At 60.2% G+C, this 21991-nt stretch carries 16 protein-coding genes, 1 tRNA gene and 3 pseudogenes; 12 read left to right on the forward strand and 8 right to left on the reverse strand.

What is annotated here, in order from left to right; all coding sequences use genetic code 11:
- Window positions 1–6 precede the first annotated feature (6 nt).
- Window positions 7–1552, forward strand: a pseudogene (pgi, locus tag HWX44_RS10840) (glucose-6-phosphate isomerase).
- A gap of 159 nt (window positions 1553–1711) precedes the next feature.
- On the opposite strand, the gene HWX44_RS10845 reads toward pgi, so the two are convergent.
- The 5 genes and pseudogenes from HWX44_RS10845 to HWX44_RS10865 form a co-directional block, all read right to left on the reverse strand.
- Window positions 1712–2791, reverse strand: coding sequence for an HNH endonuclease signature motif containing protein (locus tag HWX44_RS10845; protein WP_175974616.1), 1080 nt, complete (start codon window positions 2789–2791; stop codon window positions 1712–1714).
- Window positions 2792–2831: 40 nt separating this feature from the next.
- Window positions 2832–3245, reverse strand: a complete 414-nt coding sequence (locus tag HWX44_RS10850) for a YccF domain-containing protein (protein ID WP_010187667.1) — start codon at window positions 3243–3245, stop codon at window positions 2832–2834.
- Window positions 3246–3255: 10 nt separating this feature from the next.
- Window positions 3256–4077: an Fpg/Nei family DNA glycosylase gene (locus HWX44_RS10855; protein ID WP_175974619.1), complete on the reverse strand. Its 822-nt coding sequence runs from the start codon at window positions 4075–4077 to the stop codon at window positions 3256–3258.
- Between the two features lie 27 nt (window positions 4078–4104).
- Complete coding sequence (locus HWX44_RS10860) at window positions 4105–5349, reverse strand: alpha-hydroxy acid oxidase (protein ID WP_175974621.1); 1245 nt, start codon at window positions 5347–5349, stop codon at window positions 4105–4107.
- Window positions 5350–5435: 86 nt separating this feature from the next.
- Window positions 5436–10330 (reverse strand): annotated as a pseudogene (locus tag HWX44_RS10865) (Lhr family ATP-dependent helicase).
- A 34-nt stretch (window positions 10331–10364) separates the two neighbouring features.
- Here HWX44_RS10865 and HWX44_RS10870 point away from each other — a divergent pair.
- The 5 genes from HWX44_RS10870 to HWX44_RS10890 all read left to right on the forward strand — a co-directional run bounded on the left by HWX44_RS10870 (window position 10365) and on the right by HWX44_RS10890 (window position 12948).
- Window positions 10365–11123, forward strand: coding sequence for a 3'(2'),5'-bisphosphate nucleotidase CysQ (locus HWX44_RS10870; protein ID WP_175974623.1), 759 nt, complete (start codon window positions 10365–10367; stop codon window positions 11121–11123).
- A 36-nt stretch (window positions 11124–11159) separates the two neighbouring features.
- Window positions 11160–11966, forward strand: coding sequence for a thymidylate synthase (locus HWX44_RS10875; RefSeq protein WP_175974625.1), 807 nt, complete (start codon window positions 11160–11162; stop codon window positions 11964–11966).
- Entirely contained in the window at window positions 11966–12511 is a 546-nt protein-coding gene (locus HWX44_RS10880; RefSeq protein WP_175974627.1) for a dihydrofolate reductase, read from the forward strand. Before HWX44_RS10875 ends, HWX44_RS10880 begins: the two co-directional genes overlap by 1 nt.
- Window positions 12511–12804, forward strand: a complete 294-nt coding sequence (locus HWX44_RS10885; protein ID WP_010187687.1) for a mycoredoxin — start codon at window positions 12511–12513, stop codon at window positions 12802–12804. Before HWX44_RS10880 ends, HWX44_RS10885 begins: the two co-directional genes overlap by 1 nt.
- Before the next feature lie 71 nt (window positions 12805–12875).
- Window positions 12876–12948 (forward strand) — tRNA-Arg (locus tag HWX44_RS10890).
- A gap of 21 nt (window positions 12949–12969) precedes the next feature.
- Here HWX44_RS10890 and HWX44_RS10895 read toward each other — a convergent pair.
- A pseudogene (locus HWX44_RS10895) lies at window positions 12970–13246 on the reverse strand (IS481 family transposase); the annotation flags it as partial.
- 140 nt (window positions 13247–13386) lie between these two features.
- On the opposite strand from HWX44_RS10895, the gene HWX44_RS10900 reads away from it, so the two are divergent.
- The 6 genes from HWX44_RS10900 to HWX44_RS10925 all read left to right on the forward strand — a co-directional run bounded on the left by HWX44_RS10900 (window position 13387) and on the right by HWX44_RS10925 (window position 20291).
- The gene (locus tag HWX44_RS10900; protein WP_012714931.1) at window positions 13387–14022 is read left to right on the forward strand and encodes an MptD family putative ECF transporter S component; all 636 of its coding nucleotides are present in this window, start codon (window positions 13387–13389) and stop codon (window positions 14020–14022) included.
- Between the two features lie 50 nt (window positions 14023–14072).
- Entirely contained in the window at window positions 14073–14744 is a 672-nt protein-coding gene (locus tag HWX44_RS10905) for an energy-coupling factor transporter transmembrane component T family protein (RefSeq protein WP_232748473.1), read from the forward strand.
- Window positions 14741–16210 (forward strand): ABC transporter ATP-binding protein, encoded by a 1470-nt coding sequence (locus tag HWX44_RS10910; protein ID WP_012714930.1) that lies wholly within the window; start codon window positions 14741–14743, stop codon window positions 16208–16210. The genes HWX44_RS10905 and HWX44_RS10910 overlap by 4 nt, the downstream gene beginning before the upstream one ends.
- 7 nt (window positions 16211–16217) lie before the next feature.
- Window positions 16218–17966: an ABC transporter ATP-binding protein gene (locus HWX44_RS10915; protein WP_012714929.1), complete on the forward strand. Its 1749-nt coding sequence runs from the start codon at window positions 16218–16220 to the stop codon at window positions 17964–17966.
- Window positions 17959–19731 (forward strand): ABC transporter ATP-binding protein, encoded by a 1773-nt coding sequence (locus HWX44_RS10920; RefSeq protein WP_029158873.1) that lies wholly within the window; start codon window positions 17959–17961, stop codon window positions 19729–19731. Before HWX44_RS10915 ends, HWX44_RS10920 begins: the two co-directional genes overlap by 8 nt.
- Before the next feature lie 278 nt (window positions 19732–20009).
- Window positions 20010–20291, forward strand: coding sequence for a DUF1990 family protein (locus HWX44_RS10925; RefSeq protein ID WP_369815742.1), 282 nt, complete (start codon window positions 20010–20012; stop codon window positions 20289–20291).
- A gap of 67 nt (window positions 20292–20358) precedes the next feature.
- Here the strand turns inward: HWX44_RS10925 and HWX44_RS10930 are convergent, their stop codons facing one another.
- Together HWX44_RS10930 and HWX44_RS10935 are read right to left on the reverse strand one after the other, a co-directional pair.
- On the reverse strand, window positions 20359–21153 hold the full coding sequence (locus tag HWX44_RS10930) for a hypothetical protein (RefSeq protein WP_046646994.1): 795 nt from the start codon (window positions 21151–21153) through the stop codon (window positions 20359–20361).
- Window positions 21154–21177: 24 nt separating this feature from the next.
- Window positions 21178–21990 carry an ABC transporter ATP-binding protein gene (locus tag HWX44_RS10935; RefSeq protein WP_046646995.1) on the reverse strand — a complete coding sequence of 271 codons (813 nt, stop codon included), beginning with the start codon at window positions 21988–21990 and terminating at the stop codon, window positions 21178–21180.
- Window position 21991: the final 1 nt, after the last annotated feature.

The following is a 21991-nucleotide window of genomic DNA, read 5'->3' on the forward strand; positions in this document are numbered from 1 at the left end:
TTTGCAATGGACATCACCGCTCAGCCGCAGTGGGCCGCGCTCACCTCGCTTTTTGAAAGCAAGAAGGACCTCAACCTGCGTGAGCTTTTTGCTAACTCCGCTTCCCGCGCCGCAGACTATTCTTTCGACGCCGCGGGCCTGCACGTGGATCTGTCGAAGAACCTCATCGATGAGGAAGTAGTCACCGCACTGGTGGACCTCGCCCGGGCTGCCGACGTCGCGGGGCGCCGCGACGCCATGTTCGCCGGCGCACACCTCAACAACACCGAGGATCGCGCCGTGCTGCACGCTGCTGCCGGTGAAGCGATGAGCGTGCGATCGCTGCCACGTCACGACGGCTGCGGCAGCGCTCCGCAGGTGCCGGGCACCGACATGCGCATCGATCGGCATGCCACCAGCCGCGAAGGCCCTGCGCTCCTACGAAGTGGCGGGCATTAGCGCGGAATTCGTCTCCAACGTCGACCCGGCGGACCCCGCCGCGACTCTCGACGGCCTCGACGCCGGCTCCACCCTCTTCATTGTCGCGTCCAAGACCTTCACCACCCAGGAAACCCTGGCCAACGCTCACGCTGCACGCCGCTGGCTGATTGAGCAGTTTGACGGGGATGAGTCGGCCGTCGCCAAGCACTTCGTTGCGGTCTCCACCAACGCGGAGAAGGTCGCGGAGTTCGGCATCGATCCTGAGAACATGTTCGGCTTTTGGAACTGGGTGGGCGGGCGCTACTCCGTCGATTCCGCCATTGGTCTGTCGCTGATGTGCACCATCGGCCCGCTGGACTTCATGCGCTTCCTCGAGGGCTTCCACGCCATGGATGAGCACTTCCGCACCGCGCCCCTGGAGCAGAACGTTCCGGCGCTGATGGGTCTGCTCGGCGTCTGGTACTCCAACTTCTTCGGCGCGCAGACCCACGCGGTGCTGCCCTACTCCGAGGACCTCGGCCGCTTCCCTGCCTACCTGCAGCAGCTGACTATGGAGTCCAACGGCAAGTCCGTGCGCCGCGACGGCACCGCTGTCACCACCGGCACCGGTGAGATTTACTGGGGCGAGCCGGGCACCAACGGCCAGCACGCTTTCTTCCAGCTCATGCACCAGGGCACCAAGCTCATCCCGGCGGACTTCATCGGCTTTGCCCGCCCGAAGGAGGACTTCCCCACTGCCGACGGCACCGGCTCGATGCATGACCTGCTCATGGGCAACTTCTTCGCGCAGACCAAGGTTCTGGCCTTTGGTAAGACGGCAGAAGAGATTGCCGCCGAGGGCGTGGACCCGGCCGTGGTCCCGCACAAGGTGATGCCGGGCAACCGCCCCACCACCACGATTCTGGCGGAGGAGCTCACCCCGCAGACCCTCGGCGCGCTGATCGCGCTCTACGAGCACATCGTGTTCACCCAGGGCATCATTTGGGACATCAACTCCTTCGACCAGTGGGGCGTGGAGCTGGGCAAGCAGCAGGCTAATGACCTGGCACCGGCAGTCTCCGGCAAGGAGGAGGCCGCATCCGGCGATGGTTCCACCGATGCTCTGATCGGTTGGTACCGCAAGCACCGCTAAGCACTGCTTGGCGACGTCCCCCCGGCCGAACGGTCGGGGGTTCACCCGTTTTTGACGCGCAATCGACGTGCGGGATCGCCAACGCCGCGGAGGCCCTGTGGGCGCCCACGTGAGGATTTACCTATCGGGCGGCCCCTGTGGGCTCGCCCGCGTGGCGATTTACCCGCCGGGCGGTCCGAGTCCGCGTTGTGCGGCTTGATATGCCACTTGAGCGGTGATTGGTTCTCCCCAGGGCGGGATGTAGTCCACATCGCCGCGAATCCTAAACACGTAGCCAGCACCTGTTGGTTTCTCCGGGTCGTCATCGTTGACCCCGTTGTGATAGGCGCACAACATGGTCAGATTCGGCGGGTTGGTAGCCCCTCCTGCCTTCCACGGCACGAGGTGATGCACCTGGGCATAATCAGCGGGCTTGTTACAGCCCTTCCTGGCACAGGTGGGATGTTCAGCACTGGCCATGATGCGCTGCTCAAACCCGGCTAAACGCTTCATCCGGTGCAGCCACACCGGCCCGATCGCGGGGTGGATGAGGGTTACGTAGCCGATCTCGGCAAACTTATAGTTCAGAAATTCCGTGCCGGTCATGCGGCCGCCATTGGTTAGTTCGAGCACGATGTCATCGCCGTCGCCGCTCACAATCTTGTCGAGCCTGTCCAAGGTGACGACCACGCTGGTGAGCACCGCCGGTTTGGTACCGCCGTGAGATTTGTTGAAGAAAACGTGCCTGGAAGCGTCAAGCAGGTTGTCCTTGTTGATGGATTCCAACACTCCGCGCATTTCGGTGACTGTCATGGGGTCATCGGTAATGGTGAGCGAGTGCGGCCCGTCTGCACGGTAGGTCATGCGAACCCCGGGTGTGGGGATACGTTTAGGCTTGAGCTCCTTTAAGCGCTTGGCTGCCACAGCTGGGATGTTCGATGCTGGTGTGCCGGCGAGCTTGACCCGAAGGTTCCAGGCATGCAGCTGATTCTTCAGCTTCTTCGTGTAGGACTCAATGAGGCTCAGCGTGGCCAGATCATGGCCTTGTTCTAAAGCTCGGCTGCGAGCAGTGCGTTGCTTTCCCGTGAACTTGGTAGCGCCGAAGTAGATGCGGTTTAAGCGTGCCAGTTCGGCAGCGTCGGCTGGTGAAGCGCCGAGTGCGCGTAAACGTTTCTCGCCTCCTACCGCCTGCTCCACCAACTTAATCCCCGAGTTGCGGTAGGAGAAATAGGTCTCTAAATCCCCCATGACCCAGAACACTAAAACACCCTGAGCAACCCCGCAACCGGAGACAGAGATTTTAGAGCTTGATCATCGACTCCCAGCCGAAGGGGATCTCATCAGAATCGACGATCTTGCGGCCGAAGGGGAAGCAGGTTACCGGAATCATCTTTAGGTTGGCCAAAGCCACCGGGATGCCCACGATGGTCACTGCCTGCGCCGCTGCAGTGGTGACGTGGCCGATAGCCAGCCACAGGCCAGCGACAAGGAACCAGACAACGTTAGAGAACCGCGACATGCCACCGGTACCTTTGACTGGTTGAATGACGGAGCGCCCGAAAGGCCACAGGGCGAAATTCGCCATACGCATCGAGGCTACACCGGCAGGAATCGTCACGACGGGGATGCAGGCCAGGATGCCGAGGAGAAAGTAGCCCAGTGCGAGGACAAGGCCACCAGTTGCCAACCAGATGATGTTCAAAATGATCTTCATGCATCCCAGCCTAGCGACGCGGCTGGCAATGCGGACACCACCAGATGACGCGCTCCAGCTCCCCTTCGTCGCCGCCGGTGTCCACTCCACCCAGCGTGGACTTCTCAATGAGCATTCCGCAGCGCCGGCAGCGTTGACGGTTGCGCCCGAAGACGTAAGTTGTCTCCCCTGCCCTTTTCACGCCGGTGGTCACACGTACCGGCGAGTCTCGGTTGGCCCAGATGAGGCGGCGGGAGATGGTGAGGATCTGGGAGACGTCGACAAGCGCTACAGGTGTTGCTGGATGAACGCCGGCCAGGAAGCAGATCTCGGCGCGGTATTCGTTGCCCAAACCCGCCACGTTGCGCTGGTCCAAAAGTGCGGCGCCGATGCTGCGTTGGGGGCGCGACTCGATGCGGCAAACGGCCTCCTCGAATCCGCCTTCTTCCCATTCTGGCGCGAGGATGTCGGGGCCGAGGTGCGCCATGCGCTGTTCAAACTCGCGGGCTGGAAAGACCTCCACCAGCCCCAACCAGTGCCCCACCAGCTCAATATCACGCGGGGTGTTTTCCATCTGCAGCACCACGCGGGCGCTGTGGCCGGGCTTGCGCCAGCGGTCCCCGGCGTAGTGGATGGCCCACGTGCCTTCCATCTTGAGGTGGGTATGCAGGATGAGCTCGCCGCCGAAATCCATGAAGAGGTGTTTGCCATAGGGCCAGACTTCCTCGCACACCAGCCCGTCGAAACGCACGGTGGCATAGCGCGGCACGCGCAGGGAGGAGGAGGTTACGCGCCGGCCTTCCATGAACTGCAGCCGATTCGACAGCTGCAGTACGGAATCACCCTCGGGCACAGCAGAACCTCCTCACCAAACGGGTGCCTACTCTACCGGTGCGTCCTTTCCCGCACCGAATGCCAGCGCACCCGGCTCCCACGGGGTGACCACGTGCTGGCGGGAAAGGTCTTCGATCTTCTTCACGCCGAGCAGCTGGAGGGTGTTCTTGAATTCCTCTGCCAGCAGCTCAATGACGCGGTCGACGCCTTCCTTACCGCCGGCCATCAACCCGTAGAGGTAGGCGCGGCCGATGAGGACAAAGTCCGCACCGAGTGCCAGCGCAATGGCGATGTCGACGCCGGACATGATGCCGGAATCGTAGATGATCTCCACGTCCGGGCCCACTTCCGCGCGCACGGCCTCAAGGGCCTGGAGGGTGTTGACCACGCGGTCGAGCTGACGCCCGCCGTGGGAGGACACCACGATGCCGTCAGCGCCGAGGTCGATGACCTTGCGTGCGTCCTCGGGGTTGACGATTCCCTTGACGAAGAGCTTTCCCGTCCACTGCTTGCGAATCCACGCGAGGTCCTCGAAGTTGAGGCCTGGGTCAAACATGGTGTTGACCAGCTCGCCTAGTGTGCCGGTGGTCGAGGTCAGGGAGGCAAAGGTGACCGGGTCCGTGGTGAGGAAGTTGAACCACCACTCGGGGCGCCACGCGGCGTCGAAGACGGTGCCGGCGGTCAGGCGTGGCGGGATTCGCATGCCGTTGCGGGTATCGCGCAGGCGCTGGCCCGCCACGGGCGTATCCACGGTGACCACGAGGGTGTCATAGCCGTTGGCCGCCGCGCGTTCGATGAGTTCCTGGCAGGCGGAGTGGTCCTTCCACAGGTAAAGCTGGAACCAGCGGCGCCCGCTATTGCCTTGCGACGCTGCGACCTCCTCGACCGAGCGCGTGCCCATCGTGGAGAGCGTAAACGGGATGCCGGCATCGCGGGCAGCTTGGGAACCGGCGTCTTCGCCCTCGGCATGCATGAAGCGGGTAAAGCCGGTTGGCGCGATGCCGAAAGGCAGGGCCGCGGGCGCGCCGGCGATCTCAGTGCTCAAGGAGGTGTCGGTCGCGCCGTTGAGGCCATTGGGCATAAGGCGCACATCACGGAAGAAGTCGCGGGACTCGCGGTAGCTGACCTCGTCGCGGGCGGCGCCGTCGACGTAGTCAGGCCTGCGTGGCTCTGGCATCTGCGATCCCGCAGTCGCTCGCCGGCGGTGAGCCCGGCGGTCGAGGTTGGGTGCTTCGAACCGCATGAGGTTCTTGAGCTCGGACACGTTGGGCAGTTGGCGCTTCAGCCGCATGGCAACAGGACTCCTTTTCTATTGGGCTATCAACTTCTGAGGTTAGACCTCTGAAATGCCCGCACCCAAACGCTGAGGTTTAACATTCAGCGGCGTCGCCGACGCGGGCGAAAACCGCCTGGGCTTCCCGGTGCAGTCGATGGGCCACCAGACTCAGTGGAATCCTCCGGGTCATCGAAGGAGAGCTCCTCCATCGCCTCGACGGCGCGCCTTCCTCCCAATCCAGCCGGCTTTGTTGGGGTGCCCCGGCGCGCGGGCTGATAGCCCTGTGTGCCCTGTACAGACCCGGTAATCCGCACGCCCTTCGGGGTCAGCGCCGCGCCCAGTGCGCGCAGCTCGCTGCCCAGCTTCGACTCGAAGATGGGCCGCCCGTTTGCCTTCTCGATGACCAGCTTGTTCAAGCGCCCGGCGGCCACCAGCTCGTTGAGGCCCGCGAGAACTGCGGCAAGTACCTCGGTGCGCTCGATGCCCTCGGGCAAAGCGTTAAAGAACGTAGTCAACGTCTTCCCGCCCCGGGTCAGGTGAGCCACCGGCAGTCCATCTATAAGCACCACCAAGGCACCCGCGGCGCGGGTGGGGCGGGCCGCGGATTCGCCCGCATCGGTAGCGGGCCAGGGCAGGGGCGCACCAGAGGGGGTGGCAGGGGCGGTCGCGGCCAGGACATAGGCCTGCGGCTCGCGGGTACCGGAGGGCCAGCCGGTGACGTCGGGGGAATCATCCAGTCCGCGCAGGCGGTCGATGACCGCGGGCGTGGAGAACTGCGCGGCGCCCAAACCCTCAATAACGTAGCCGCGCATGGCCTTGCCGGACTCCTCAAAACCGGAGAGCACCTTATAAGCCAGGGTGAAACCACCCAGGACGTCCTCGGCCACCACGGATCCGCGGGTAAGCACGCCATAGCGGTCTAGCCAGGCCTCGCCGTGGGCAATGGAGCGCGACGTTGCATCCGTGGCGGCGGGAACGGAGAGCGACCAGCGCCCCACCACGTCTGGTGCGACCTGCGCACCAGACACATTGTGTGCTTGCGCAAAAGAGGTGCGCCCCATGCGCAGACGCGATCGCGTTGGCCGACGCCGCGCGCGATGCGCCGCACGCCCGGCGCTCCACCTGCTGCCAGGTGGGCCCGGATAGGAGCGAAGGAATCGGGGCTGACCAGACCTGCTTCCACCAGGCCCCAGAGCGCCTCCCGGACCTCCTCGGCGGTACCGCTCAGCTGCGACTGGATATCGGAGATGAGGTAGCTACCGCCACCTTGCAAAGCCTCCAGCAACTGAGTCTGCAGCAGGGAAAGGCCAGCCTCCTCCGCGGAGACCTGCGGGGCGAGCTGTGCGGCATAATCCACCGGCAGCAGCATGATCCACGGGTCGTTGGAGCCGGCCTTGCCCGCGCCCACGATGAGGACTTCGCCGCTGGCAGTGAGTTCATCGAGCATGGTCGGCGAATAGTCGCCTACGCGCGCGGGCAGGATGAGGCTCTCCCACGCCGAGGCTGGCAGGCGCACCCCAGCTAGCTGTTCGATGACGGCGAAGACGCCATCCACCCCGCGCAGCACTGGTCGCCGGCCCACTGCGGCCACCTGCTGCCAGTCCGGGAGGAAGCGCCCGAAAGCCGCGGGCGAGACCGGCTGCGTTGCCGCCCGGGCTGCCGCCAGCGAGCGCGAGCGGATAACCTTGAGTACGTCTGCCGCGCAGTACTCCTGCTCCTCCACCCCTTGCCGGTAGTGCCCCGCCAGGATGGAATCCAGCCCCTTCAGCGTCGAGTGCGCCACCGCGGCCGAGAGCCAGGCTCCGCATGCGCGAACGACGGCGTGGCCCAGCGCTGACCAGCGATCGACGGCATCGGTAATCGTGGCCTGCTGGCGGGGATACCGGGCGGACGGGATGCCGAGGCCGTCGCAGCAGCGCCGCATCGAGCGCTTGGGCCACGTCGCGACGTTGATGCGCACCCGCATAATGCGCGCACCGAGCGCATCGAGTGCGCTCAATGGCACCGTGGCATGCGCGCCGAACTCCTCCACCGGAATAGGGCCGAGCACGCGCAAAAGGTCCGCGACCTCCTCGGTGGTGCGCGCCTGTCGTTCCGGGGTGGTGCGCTGCAGCTGGGCGTGGACTTCGGCGATGATGGAGCCGTCGAGAAGCTCGCGCAGCTCCACCGTGCCCAACAGCTTCGCCAACAACGCCGGGTCCAACGCCAAGGCCGCTGCGCGCTTTTCCGCCAGGGGCGAATCCCCCTCGTACATGAACGCGCCGGTGTAGTTGAACAGCAGCGAAGACGCGAAAGGCGAAGGCTGCTCCGTGGTGACCTCCGCGATGCGAATGCGACGGTGCGCCAGCTCCCGCATGACCTCCGTGAGAGCCGGCAGGTCGTAGACATCCTGCACGCATTCGCGCACGGTCTCCAGAATGATGGGGAAAGAGGGGTAGTTGCGGGCGACGTCGAGAAGCTGCTCCGCGCGCTGGCGCTGCTGCCACAAGGGCGCGCGCTTGCCCGGGTTACGCCGCGGCAGCAGCAACGCTCGCGCGGCGCACTCCCGGAAACGAGAAGCAAAGAGCGCGGAGTTGCCCACCTGCTCGGTGACGATGTCCGCGATCTCATCGGCGTCGAAAAGAAAGAGCGCGGCATCCGGGTCCGCCTCCCCCTGCGGCAAGCGCAGCACGATGCCGTCATCGCCCGCCACCGCCTGGGCATCCATCCCGGTGCGCTCCGCCACGCGCTGCCCCACCGCCAGCGCCCACGCCGCATTCACCGGCCGGCCGAACGGGGTGTGCAACAGCACGCGCCAATCCCCCAACTCATCCGTGAAGCGCTCCAGCAGCAGCGTCTTCTCGTCCGGGATGAGCCCGGTGGCCTCGTCTTGCTCCTTGAGGTAGGCCGCGATGTTGCGCCGCGCGTTCTCATCCGCACCCCGCACCACCGACGGGTCCGCGTGCGCCTCACGCCGGAATGCGCCCAGCGCCTTACCTAACTCATAGGGCCGCCCAGCTTGGTCACCGTTCCAGAAAGGCAAACGCCCCGTATGCCCCGGCGCGGGTGTCACCAGCACTTGGTCACGCGTAATCTCCTCCACGCGCCAGCTTGTCGCACCGAGGGTGAAGATATCCCCCACCCGGGTTTCATAGACCATTTCCTCATCGAGCTCGCCCACGCGGCGCGGCGCGGTACCGGCCTCACCAGTTCCCACGAGGAAGACGCCGAACATGCCGCGGTCCGGGATGGTGCCGCCGTTGGTCACCGCCACGCGCTGCGCGCCGGGGCGCGGGGTGAGCACGCCCGTCACGCGGTCATAGACCACCCGGGGTTTGAGCTCCGCAAAATCCGTCGAAGGATACACACCACTGACCAAGTCCAGCACGGAGTCGAAGACCTCGCGCGCCAAATCCTTATAGGGCCAGGCGCGGCGCACGGTGTCGTACCAACTATCGGCCTCGAGTCCCTCACTCGTGCCCGCGCTTGCCGACGCCACCACCGCCGCCACCGTCTGCTGTGCCAAGACATCCAACGGGTTGCGCGGGGAGTGCATCTCCTCGATGAGGCCCTCCTCCATGCGGGCGACGGTGAGTGCTGATTGCACGAGGTCCGCGCGGTGCTTGGGATAGAAGGAACCGTGAGAGACCGCGCCGACGGAGTGCCCGGCGCGGCCCACGCGCTGCAGGCCGGAGGCCACCGAGGGTGGGGATTCCACCTGCACCACCAGCTCCACTGCTCCCATGTCGATGCCCAGTTCCAGGGAGCTCGTGGCCACCACGGCCTTGAGCGTGCCTTCCTTGAGCATGGTCTCCGTCAGCGCGCGCTCATCCTTGGACACCGAACCGTGGTGCGCCCGGGCGATCACAGCAGGTGCCTTACCTGCGACGTCAACCTGCTTCATCAGCTGGGCTGGGTCGCGCCGGGTGGTGGGGCTCAAGGACTCTGGGTCATGTTCCTGGGCATAGAGCTCATTAAGGCGGCTAGTGAGCCGCTCGGCGGTGCGGCGCGAATTAACGAAAACGAGCGTGGAGCGGTGCTCCATGATTTCGGCGTAGAGCTCTTCCTCGATGAAAGGCCAGATGGATTTCGCCGTGGGCAGGGCGGAGTCTCCTACCCCGCCCTGTGTGTCCGTTTCCCCGCCCTGCGCGTGCACGCGCAGGGCGTCTTGAGGGCCTTCGGTGATGCCAAGGGGGTCGTCGACAGTCGCTTCCCCAATGGGGGATCCCTGCTCCGGGGTGGGCAGGTCCGACATGTCCTCGACCGGCACGTGGACGTCGAGCTGCCAGCGCTTCTTCGCGGGCGGGGCGATGATGTCCACGGGACGGTCGCCGCCCAAGAAGTTCGCGACAGCACTCAGCGGCCGCACCGTGGCGGAGAGCCCAATGCGCTGAAACTCCCCGGCGATGAGCGCGAGGCGTTCCAAAGTCAGGGCCAGGTGCACGCCGCGCTTGGTGCCGGCCAGGGCGTGGATCTCATCGATGATGACGGTATCCACGGTCTTCAAAATTCCCGCAGCTTTGGAAGTGAGCATGAGGTAGGCCGATTCCGGCGTGGTGATGAGGATGTCCGGGGGCTTGCGCACTTGGCGGGCACGCTCGGCTTGCGGGGTATCGCCGGAGCGGACTCCCACAGTGATATCCGGCACGTCGAGACCTAGGCGCTCAGCGGTGCGGGCGATGCCGTTGAGCGGGGCGCGCAGGTTATTCTCCACGTCCACGCCCAGTGCTTTGAGCGGAGAAATGTAGAGAACCCGTACGCCATCGTGGGCACCTTCACGGGCTGGGTCATTACTCAGTGGCAGCGCGGTCTGGCCCTCGCGCTCCACCAAAGAATTCAGCGCCCACAAAAATGCCGCGAGCGTCTTACCGGAGCCGGTCGGCGCCACGACGAGGGCATTCGCACCACCGGAAATCGCCTCCCACGCCTGCTCTTGGACTGGGGTGGGGGCAGCAAAAACGTCCTGGAACCAACCGGCCACCTGCGGGCGGAACTTCGCCAGAACGTTTTTGGACATGCCCTACTGTATCGCGCGCGCTAATCTGGTCACTATGACCGTTGAGATTTCTGATTCCCGTCTAACTAACTCCCTTGCCGATGGCTGCGGCGAGATCCTCAAAGGCGTGCGCAACGGTGGCCTGCTGCGCGGCTTGGCGCTGGGTGATGCCGGCGATGAAGCCGCTCAGGAATGGATCGCCCGCGTCCTCGAGCAGCACCGCCCCAAGGACGGCGTCCTGTCGGAAGAGGCTGCCGATGACTTGAGCCGTTTGAAGAAGGAACGCGTGTGGATCGTTGACCCGCTCGACGGCACGAAGGAATTCGCTACCGGCCGCCAGGACTGGGCCGTCCACATCGCGCTGGTAGAAAACGGCACCCCCATCCACGCGGCCGTCGGCATGCCGGACATGGGCGTGACTTTTAAGTCCTCCGATGTGCGCGCGGTAACGGGCCCGCTGTCAAAGAAGTTCGTGGTCTCCCGCAACCGACCGCCGAAGGTAGCGGATTATGTCGCGGAGAAGATGGGCTTTGAGACCGTCGGCGTAGGCTCCGCGGGTGCAAAGGCCATCCACGTGCTCCTGGGTGACTACGACGCCTATATCCACGCCGGAGGTCAGTACGAGTGGGACCAGGCCGCTCCGGTAGGCGTGGCCTTGGCCGCGGGCCTGCACTGTTCACGACTGGATGGCTCTCCCATCAAGTTCAATAACGAGGACACCTTCATCCCGGATCTTTTGATCTGCCGCCCGGAGCTGGCAGACGAGATTCTGGAGCACGCCGCCGCCTACGCGGAGGCCAACGGCGGTTACTAAGCCCCGCACACATGAAGCTCGCACTAGGCCGCTATCATGGCGACCATGATTGAGACCCCGTACGAGGACCTCCTGCGCCGCGTCCTCGAAGAAGGCGCACCCAAAGGCGACCGCACCGGCACCGGCACCCGCTCCCTGTTCGGCGCCCAACTGCGCTATAACTTGGCGGAGTCTTTTCCCCTGCTGACCACCAAGAAGGTCTACTTCCACGGCGTGATTGGTGAGTTGCTGTGGTTCCTGCGCGGCGACTCCAACGTGAAGTGGCTGCAGGAGAACAAGGTCCGCATCTGGAACGAGTGGGCCGATGAGGACGGTGAGCTGGGCCCCGTCTATGGCGTGCAATGGCGCTCGTGGCCCACGCCGGATGGCCAGCACATCGACCAAATTCAGGTCGCCCTGGACACGCTCAAGAACAACCCAGATTCGCGCCGCAACCTGGTCTCCGCGTGGAACGTCTCTGAGCTAGACAAGATGGCGCTGATGCCCTGCCACCTGCTGTTCCAGCTTTATGTCGCTGACGGCAAGCTGTCCATGCAGGTCTACCAGCGCTCGGCGGACATGTTCTTGGGCGTTCCTTTCAACTTGGCCTCCTATGCCGCGCTGACTCACATGTTTGCGCAGCAAGCAGGCCTTGAGGTGGGCGAACTCATCTGGACCGGTGGGGATTGCCACATCTACAACGACCACATCGAGCAGGTCAAGGAACAGCTCTCCCGTGAGCCCCGCGAGTACCCGCAGCTCAAGCTCCACAAGGCCGAAAGCCTCTTTGACTATGACTTCGAGGATTTTGAGGTCATCGGCTACGACCCCCACCCCACCATCAAGGCACAGGTCTCCGTCTAATGCTGGGCGCAATCTGGGCTCAGTCCCTCGACGGGGTCATTGGCGACGGCGTGGTCATGCCCTGGCACGTGCCGGAGGACCTCAAGCACTTTAAGGAAGTCACCATGGGCGCGCCTGTCATCATGGGCCGCAAGACGTGGGAATCCCTCAACCCCAAGTTCCGCCCGTTGCCGGGCCGGGACAACATCGTGCTGTCCAGCCGCGAGCCTGGCGCGTGGTCCGAAGGTGCGACGGTCGTGGGCAACATCGACGCCGCCCTCGACACCGCGCCCGGCGACGCCTGGATCATCGGCGGCGGCCAGCTCTATAGCTCCGCCCTCGACCGCGTGGATACAATCGAGCTCACCCTCATGGGTGTACAAGTCGGCGATGCCTACGGCGCAGATGCCGTCCTGGCCCCGAGCGTTCCGGAGGAATTCAGCCTATCTGCCGATAGTGACTGGCTGACCTCCGAATCAGGCCACCTCACCATTCCCGGCCAGCCGCCCAGCGAGCTGCCGATGAAATACCGTTTCCTCACCTACGACAGAAAGGCTGCTGCTTAATGAGCACCAACGTTGCCACTCCCGAAACCACTGAGCACGTCACCATCTTCTTCGCCGATTGGTGCCCGTTCTGTGCCAAGCTGATCAAAAACCTGGACCGCACCGAAACCCCATACGAGCTCGTCAACGTCGAAGCGGATTCCCCCGACACCGCCGACATCAACGCCTGGATCGAGTCCGTCAACGACGGCAACCGCATCGTGCCCACCGTCCTCTACTCCGACGGCACCCACGCCACCAACCCTTCCGCCAGCGAGGTCCGCGCCAAGTACGCGGAGCTGGCCGGCGAATAAACGAAAGGCGACGCATTTAACGCCGCCCCACGCGGGGCTGCTAGTCTTACCTAGGTGCGCAACGCACCCCCGCCCCAGTAGCTCAGGGGATAGAGCACGGCTCTCCTAAAGCCGGTGTCGGAAGTTCGAATCTTCTCTGGGGCACGCTGTGAAGTCTCGAGACATCGTTCCGGTCGGTGTCTCGAGATTTTTAGTTGCCCCGACTGGGGTTGAGTTCGTTGTCTTTCTAGTTGTAGTAGATCTTTTCTTCGGTGAGTGTGTAGGCGGCGATTTGTGCCCCAGTGATGGCTATTTTGACGTCGACGTGGTTGTCGATGCAGACCATGGTGATTGGTTCCCCGCCCCATCTGCGTCCGATGTAGAGGCGGCGTAGTTTGCCTCCCCATCGCAGGGTTGTCTTGCCGTTGGTGCCGATTTTGTCGGTACTTAGTCGGTAGTCGTGGTCTGGTTTGATGTCTACTTATCTGCATTCACCCCCATTAAGGGTGAATCTTCAGATCAAAACTTGAAATGTTTTATAAACAGCATTACCTAACTTAGGTAAGCCTTACCTTTCCTGCTGTTCATAAATCGAGGTTTACTATGACCCAACAGTCCTCTACGCCCGCACGGAGTGCAAGCTCATCCAGTGGGTCGACGGCACGTTTAAACACCAGAGATCTCATCAACGCTGGCATCTTTGCTGCACTTTACTTTGTAATCACCTTTGTAAGCGGAATGATTGGATTCGCAGGACCACAATTCATGTTTATTGGATGGTTCATCGCGGCAATCGCAAACGGAATCGTGCTAGCGCTTTATGCCGCCCGCACGCCCAAAATGGGTGCTTTCACCCTCGTCGGTGGTATTAACGGACTAGCATTCATGCTCACCGGACACTACTTCTGGACCCTGCTGGGAAGCATAATTCTAGGGTTTATCGCGGATTTGATTATTACAAAAAGCCACCTCAGTATTGCCAAATCCTTCCCTATTGCCTACAGCGTCTTCTGTGTCTGGATTTCTATGCCTTTTATCCCGCTAATTCTGGATACGGACTCCTACTACGTCGATATCGCAGACCAAATGGGTCAAGAATATGCCGATGCCATGTCGGATATCTTCCAGCCATGGACCATTGGAGTACTGGCCATTTGTGCGCTCATCGTCGGCTTTATCGGAGGAAAGGTCGGAGTTCGCGTCAGCCGCAAACACTTTGAAAGCGCTGGTCTCCTGTGAGCCTGCAAAAACAGGGCGTGCTTCATCGATCTTCGATCGATCCACGGACCGTGCTGCTTTCTGTTCTAGTAATCAATGCGGTAGCTCTCAGCCACGGCCACCTACCGACACTGCTGATTTCTATCGCTTTCAGCTCCATCGCACTAGCTACAGTAAAGCCACACTATGGTCTTATTTGCCTGTTCGCTTTTGCATTATCCTATCTAGGGTACTGGGGCCTATTACAGCTTCCTGGCTCCACATTTTTCGCTTTTTCAGCGGCAATTTTTTCGTGGCTAAGCCGTTTTGTCATCAGCATGTCCATCGGCACATTCGGCTTGCTCACTCTCACACCATCCACGTTGACCTCAGCACTGCGGGACCTGCGTTTACCAGGCTGGGCCACCATTCCACCGGCGGTATTCCTGCGCGTTTTGCCGATCATCGTGGCAGAAGCCAAAGCCATCCGCGATGCCATGGTCCTTCGGGGTCTCCAGCCTGGAGTAAAAAGCTGGATCACACAGCCCACACAATCGTCCGCGATGTTGATCATCCCCTTATTAGGTGCCGTCGTCCGCGCTGGTGATGAGCTCGCTGCCTCTGCTCTTGTCCGGGGATTGGGAGGACCCGCACGCCCAACCACCACCGCCGATCTTTCCTTCAAGCTTGTCGATGCAACTGCACTAGCTGGGTTGGGCCTCGTTGTTGCCTCTGTCTGGCTTCCCACGGAGGTCCACTTATGAACGAACGCAGTATCGCAACCAGTGTAGACGCCCACAACGTTTCTTTTACATATCCATTGGGAGCTCGGCCAGGTATTCAAGGTGTATCTGATGTGTCTTTTTCTGTCTCTCCAGGACAGTGTCTACTGATTACCGGTGATTCCGGATCGGGAAAGTCCACGGTACTCAAGTTGATCAACGGACTCATCCCCCATTTCAATCCAGGAGAGCTACTAGGCACCATCACTATTATAAAGGATGACCAGGCTTTTACCCCTGCGGAAGAACCGCTGTCCCGAGCCATCGAGTTCAGCGCCTCAGTATTCCAGAATCCAAGGACACAATTTTTCACTGAAAGCGTCAATGCAGAATTGGCCTTCGGGCTAGAAAACCTTGGTGTAGATCCCAAAGAAATTGAGTCGAGGATTCAATCAGCGGTCGAGCTACTAGGCATTAACGATCTTCGGGGCCGGCGATTCAAAGAATTATCCGGTGGGCAGTTACAAACCGTGGCATGCGCATGCGCGCTTGTGTCCCCGGGCAGTCTCGTGCTTCTCGATGAACCCACGTCCAATCTCTCTATGGAAAGCATCGATATTCTTGCACGCGTGCTACACCGCTTGAAGGAATTAGGCACAACGATCATTATCGCTGATCACCGTCTCTTTTTCTTAAAAGATATCGCTGACCAAGTTATTTACTTGACTCAGGGAAAAATAACGCGGAGTTTCCGCGCTCAGGAGTTTTATGCCTTAGACGAACCCGAACGCAAACAATTGGGGCTACGCAGCTTACACCATGTTCCCCTGCCCGCGAGCGTGCCGGTACCACCCACGCTCGAAAACGCCGATCCCCAGCGGAGCGGACTCGAGCTAAGCAACATCTGTTTTTCTTATGGCGCACATGAGGTATTAAACATTGACCACGCATTTTTCCCCAGCGGCGAAGTCACCGCCTTAATCGGGCCCAACGGCGCTGGAAAAACCACCCTCGCCAGGATCATTTGTGGTCTTGCTTCTCCCAAACGCGGCGGTAGTCTCCGTTTGAACAGCAAACGAGTAGGAGCGGCTGCCCGCAGACGTGCCGCGTACATGGTGATGCAAGATGTTGGCCGCCAATTATTCGCAGCCACCACCGAAGAAGAAGTCACGCTCGGACTGGCAAAGAAGAAGCGGGACCACATCGATGTCAATGAGATTCTCCATCGCCTCGATCTGGCAGGAATGGCCCAACGGCATCCGCAGTCTCTGTCCGGTGGGCAACGGCAACGCTTAGCCATAGCTTCAGCCCAAGCCGAGCAAGCAGCGATCTACATCTTCGATGAACCTACCTCTGGCGTGGGCTGGCGCCAACTGCAATCCATCTCTGCGCTACTTCGATCTCTTGCAGCAAGCGGAGCAGTGGTCATCGTCATCACCCATGACCACGAATTCATCCAAGAATCAGTCACCAGAATCATCGATATGACTGACATCAACAAGAATTGAGAAAGAAATGTCTGAACTAAAACAAAGTTCCACAGAATCAAGCGGAACCCACGCACCAGAATCACACGGTGCGTCACCGGAAGAAGAGGCTCGCGCAAAACTAAAAGCCGGCCAGGTCGCTCTAAAAAAACTACTGGCCCCAGTGCAAACAACCATCTACTTCGCACAGTTTCTCGCGCTTATATCCTCGGTACTCGCCGTAGCACCCTACGTCGCGTTGGTGGCACTGGGAAATGCTCTAATCGACGGCAATACTGATGACGTCGCGTCCATTGTGAAATGGCTACTTGCTGCATTTTTGGGCCAGCTATTCTTCTATTTCCTTGCCCTTGCAATCACCCACTTCGCTGATGCAAAGTTGGTGGGGATTAACCGGCGCCGAATTATTACCGCTATTGCGAAAGCACCACTCTCGTGGTTTAGCCAGACTAATTCCGGCAAAGTCCGCAAAGCCGTCGAGGACGATACGTTAACTCTGCACACCCTGACAGCCCATGCTCCTGTAGAGAAGGTCGCCGCGATCTTTACGCCCCTCGCGCTTCTGGTTTATGCCTTTATCTTGGATTGGCGCCTTGGTCTACTTTCTATTGCCACTGTGCCCATTTTCCTAGCAATCCAAGCATATTCAATGAAAGATATGGGCACAAAAACTGCGGAAATGGATAATTATCTGGGTGAGGTCTCTGCGACTGCGGTGGAGTTCTCCGAAGGTATTTCCGTCGTCAAGGCTTTCGGCACCGTTGGCAAAGCCCACGCTCGATATCGCGAAGCTGCCCAAAAATTCGCGGAATTCTATTACGAGTGGGTACGTCCGCTTCTGCGTGTTTCCGCAATCTCAGAGTCTGTGGTGGCGGTTCCTGTCCTCATCCTTATCAATCTAGGAGTCGGTTCCCTGCTGATAGCTGGTGGCTATGTCACGGTCGCTGAAGTCATCGCAACAACGTTAATTGCGCTGGTGCTCCCGGGCACGATTCAAACCGTCGGCCAAATGATGTGGTCTTACCAGCTCGCTGGCAATGCGGCGTTGCGCCTTGATGAAGTCATGACAATTTCCCATGTGAAAGAAGGCCAAAAGAGCCTCGACGCCAATAGTCAAGACATGGAGGTGGAGTTCCATAAGGTCAGCTTTAGCTACGCCCCAGACACACCAGTCCTCCAAGACTTTTCTGCGCAACTAAATGCAGGCACTGTCACGGCATTGATTGGCCCCTCCGGGTCTGGCAAATCCACAGCAGCAACGATGTTGGCGCGTTTCCAGGATCCAGATTCGGGCACAATCACTATCAACAACGTGGATATCCGTGATCTCACTTTCGACAGTTTGTACCGCACTGTGGCTTTCGTCTTACAAGATCCTCACTTACTGCGTATGAGTATTCGGGAAAACATTCGCCTTGCACGCCCAGAAGCCCGCGATGAAGAGATCTGGCAAGCCGCAGAGGCTGCGCACATAGCTGCTGATATTCGCGCTTTACCGGCTGGGCTCGACACCGTTGTTGGTGAGGACACCTCTTTATCCGGTGGACAACAGCAACGCATTTCTATTGCCCGGGCAATCATTACCAATGCCCCAATCTTGATCCTGGATGAAGCTACTGCGGCAACTGATCCTGACTGCGAAGCAGAAATTCAAGCAGCTCTAGCCACACTCGTCAGAGGCAAGACCGTCTTAGTCATCGCCCACAAGCCGGAGTCCATCCAAGGAGCAGACCAAATAATCTGCCTCAAGCCTATGAAGGATAATTCTCATGTCTAATGCCACTACGCCTGTTAGTTCGCGTCTTCGTGATCCGCTACTCACTCGCAGTGTCAAAAAGCTGCAAAGTCCTGTAGGCCATAAGCTCAATAAAAGGTATGCTTGTCTATCGCTTATCGTTGGCGTGCTTGATGGCCTCGCCGTTCTCACGCTCGTGCCACTTACAAAGGCACTCGATGGGGATACGACGATCGCACCATGGATGTGGACGCTTTTGGCAATTGCGCTCGTAGCTTTTGCGCTACGATTTTTCGCAACCATGGCCTCTTACCACACGGCCTTGGATTTCATCCGAGCCGCGCACACGACTGTGGGCGATAAATTAGCAACGCTACCGCTCGGCTGGTTCGTACCGGCTAATACCGGCGGCCTATCTCGCCTCGTTTCAGATCGCTTTATGGTGGCGGCCGAGACCATTGCGCATATTCAAGGAACGATATACCGCGATAGCGCGGCACTTGTCACCTTGTTAGTAGGAGCGTGTTTCTGGAACCCGAAGCTGGGCTTGGTCCTTCTTATCATCGCACCATTGGCGCTCGTGGTGATGCAGTTGGCTGCATGGATTCGTGAGAAAGCATCGAACCGCGCACTGGGGCCGAGTAAAGAGCTCTCCCAGCGCATCGTAGAATTTGCTAACCGTCAACCAGCCCTGCGCGCGGCAGGACAATCACAAGTTTTTGCGCCACTAGAGCAAGCGCTAGAAATCGACCATAAAGCACGAATACGCGAGCTATGGGTATCCACATTAGCTTTGCTACTCAACGGCATAGTAGTGCAGATCTTCATTGTGGCTCTCATTATGGTCTCCGCGGATCTTGCCGTTGAAGGCGCCCTATCGCCACTAGAAACAATTGCGATCATCGGAATCAGCTTGAGGTTTACCCGCACGCTTGAGCAGCTGGGTTCTTCTTTCGTCGGTTTAGATGCCGGCCGTATCGCGCTCACAGAAACTGAGCTCATCACCGATGCCCCTTCCCTACCGGAACCCACTACTCCGCGCCCAGGCGATGGTTCGGGAAGTGTAGAGCTGCGTAATGTCACGTTTGGATACGGCGATAAACCAGTATTGGTAGATATCGCTTTCCATGCTCGACCAGGCACCGTTACCGCCATTGTCGGTCCTTCTGGCTCCGGAAAGACCACAATTGCGCGCCTTATTTCGCGATTCTGGGATGTAGATTCCGGGGCGGTGATGGTTGACGGCGTAGATATCCGCGAGCTTGGAACCGAACAGTTAATGTCCAGACTGTCCATGGTTTTTCAGGATGTCTACCTCTTCGACGACTCGTTAATCGCTAATATCCGCGTTGGTCGTCCCGACGCCTCCGATGAGGAAGTCTTCCGCGCAGCTGATCTTTCAGGCGTGACTTCTATTGCCAACCGCCTAGGGTGGCATACTCCTGTTGGTGAAGGCGGTCGGCTTCTATCCGGTGGTGAACGCCAGCGCGTATCTGTAGCTCGCGCGCTTCTCAAGCAAGCGCCGATTGTACTCTTTGATGAGGCTACCTCCGCGCTCGATGCAGAAAATGAGGCAAACATTCTTGCTGCGATGGACGAGCTACGGGAGCAATCTACTTTTATTGTCATCGCCCATAAGCTGGATACAATCAAATCTGCTGATCAAATCGTAGTCTTGGATGAACACGGGCAAGTCAGCCAGCTGGGCACGCATTCTGAGCTTTCCGATGTCCCCGGTATCTACCGTCACTTCTGGCAGCAACGCAAAGCAGCACGCGGGTGGAAAATCAGTTCGGGACGCGATTAACGCGGGCACCGAGATCGGCGTTGTTTGCGGGGGCACCCTTCTCCCCCCCCCCGCAGCACGGAGCACCCTAAGTGCACCGACAAAGCTCAGAGCGAAGAATGCGGTAGCGGCTACGAGCGACCACTGCGCGGCGTTGGCCATGCCTTCGCCAGTTTGTTGTTCATGATGGTTCTCCTTAATCTTCAGTTCCTTGCGCACGGGCAAGCACATGCTGCCCTAGCGATTTCGGGCCCACGAAGCACTGTGAAGCCGAATCAGTCAAGCGACCTTTCTAACAAATAGAGGCCGCCGCGAAACGTGGCTTTGGCCCATGGGATTTTCGCTGCCGCGTGGTCGATGTATTCCACAAGGACGGCCGCTGCGGGTTCACCTACGGCACCCTTCCCGGACACCTTGAGCGCGGCGAGGAGACCTTCGCTCTGGAGCGCCTGCGCGATGGCCGCACACTGCTGCTTATCGACGCCGCCTCAGAGCCCTTCCTCCCCTCCCTGCGCCCACTTGTGGACGTGCCAAGGCGCCTGCTGATTAGCCAACTCTACCTTCACGCCTTAGACGATTAGCAGGATTGCGCATACGACAAAAGCCGCCTCCCCGAGCCCTGGGAAAGCGGCTTAGTATCAGCGCTGGTTAGTTCTTGCGCTTGTCTTCGATGGACTCGCGAGCATCACGGACAGCGCCCTTGACGCGGTCAAAGAAGCCACCCTTCTTCGTGGACTCCTCTTGGTACTCGTGTGCCTTGTCCTCCACGAAGCCCTTAGCGCGCTGGAACGCATCGCCGACGGCGCTACCAGCCTCGGATGCCTTGTCCTTTAGCTGATCCAGGCGCTCAGAGGACTGCTGACCGTTGACGTTGTCCTGGTTCGGCGCAGTAGCAACACGCTCTTCGTTTGCTTCGCCTACGATGTGCTGGCTCGGGGCGTAGTCAGAGTTACCCTCGTCCAGCTTCTCCTGCAGGTCCGGTTGCTGCGGGGCGGAACCAATGTGCTCTTCCTGCGCGCCGCCTACGATGTGCTGGCTCGGCGCATAGTCCGAGTTCTCCTCGTCCAGCTTCTCCTGCAGGTCCGGCTGCTGCGGGGCGGAACCAATGTGCTCTTCCTGCGCCTCACCTACGATGTGCTGGCTCGGCGCGTAGTCAGCGTTGTTCTCATCCAGCTTCTCCTGCAGGTCCGGCTGCTCGGAGGCAGAGCCTACATGCTCTTCGTCGGCGCCAGCAACGACGTGATTCTGCGGCTCGTACTTGCTGGCGGTAGATAGGCCGGCTGTGCCCGCGGCGCCTGCCGCTGCAACCCCTGCACCTGCTGCAGCCGCGCCGGACCGAGCGGAGGTGCCAGAGTTAGCTGCCGAAGACACAGTGTCCTCAGATGCCAGGTACTTGTATTCGTTGCGATCCAGGTCAACTTCGTGGCCTAGTTCGTTTGCCATTGCTACGTACTCCTTTAAATAGATTTATCTTCTTCCTTCTAGGGTTCCAGAAAATTCAGGAGCGTGCACGGAAATGGGTATGGGAAAGCGTCGACCGGTGGAGGGATCAGTCATCTCTAAACACTCAACATGGAAGGTTTCGCGTACGAGTTCAGCGGTCATCACCTCCTCGGTGGCCCCTTCGGCCACAATGCGTCCCTCACGCATGGCTACGATTCTATCGGCGTAACGCGCGGCATGGACCATATCGTGGACCACCATGACCACTGTGACCCCGGCGCCATTGAGATCTCGAATCAGATCCAAAATGGACAATTGGTGCGCGGGGTCGAGGTAAGTAGTCGGCTCGTCAAGCAAGGTAATTGGCGTTTCTTGGGCCAAAGTCATAGCGAGGAAGACGCGCTGGCGCTGACCACCGGAAAGGTCTGCCGCGGGGGCGTCGAGAAGCTCGCTCACCCCAGCACGCGAGGCAGCACGCTCAACCGCTGCATGATCTCCGGCCCGCATCGTCGCTAGCGCCCCTGTATAGGGATAGCGGCCGTAACCGATGACGTCACGCACTAATACCCCTTCCGGAGCCACGGGATGTTGTGGCAGAAAAGAAACTTCACGGGCAAAGGCACGCGAGGAATACTTGCTGATATTTTGGTCCGAGAGGTACACCGCACCTGCGCTGGGCGTAAGTTGGCGGCCCAATGTCTTGAGAAGCGTCGACTTGCCGCAGCCATTCGGCCCGATCAGAGCGGTTACTTGACCGCTGGATAAGTGAAGATTTACGTCCTTGACCACATCGGGTCCACCGTAGCCCACGGTTAATCCGCTGCACGTCAGTGTCATG

This window comes from Corynebacterium sp. Marseille-Q2823, assembly GCF_903645345.1.
GTDB lineage: Bacteria > Actinomycetota > Actinomycetes > Mycobacteriales > Mycobacteriaceae > Corynebacterium > Corynebacterium hiratae.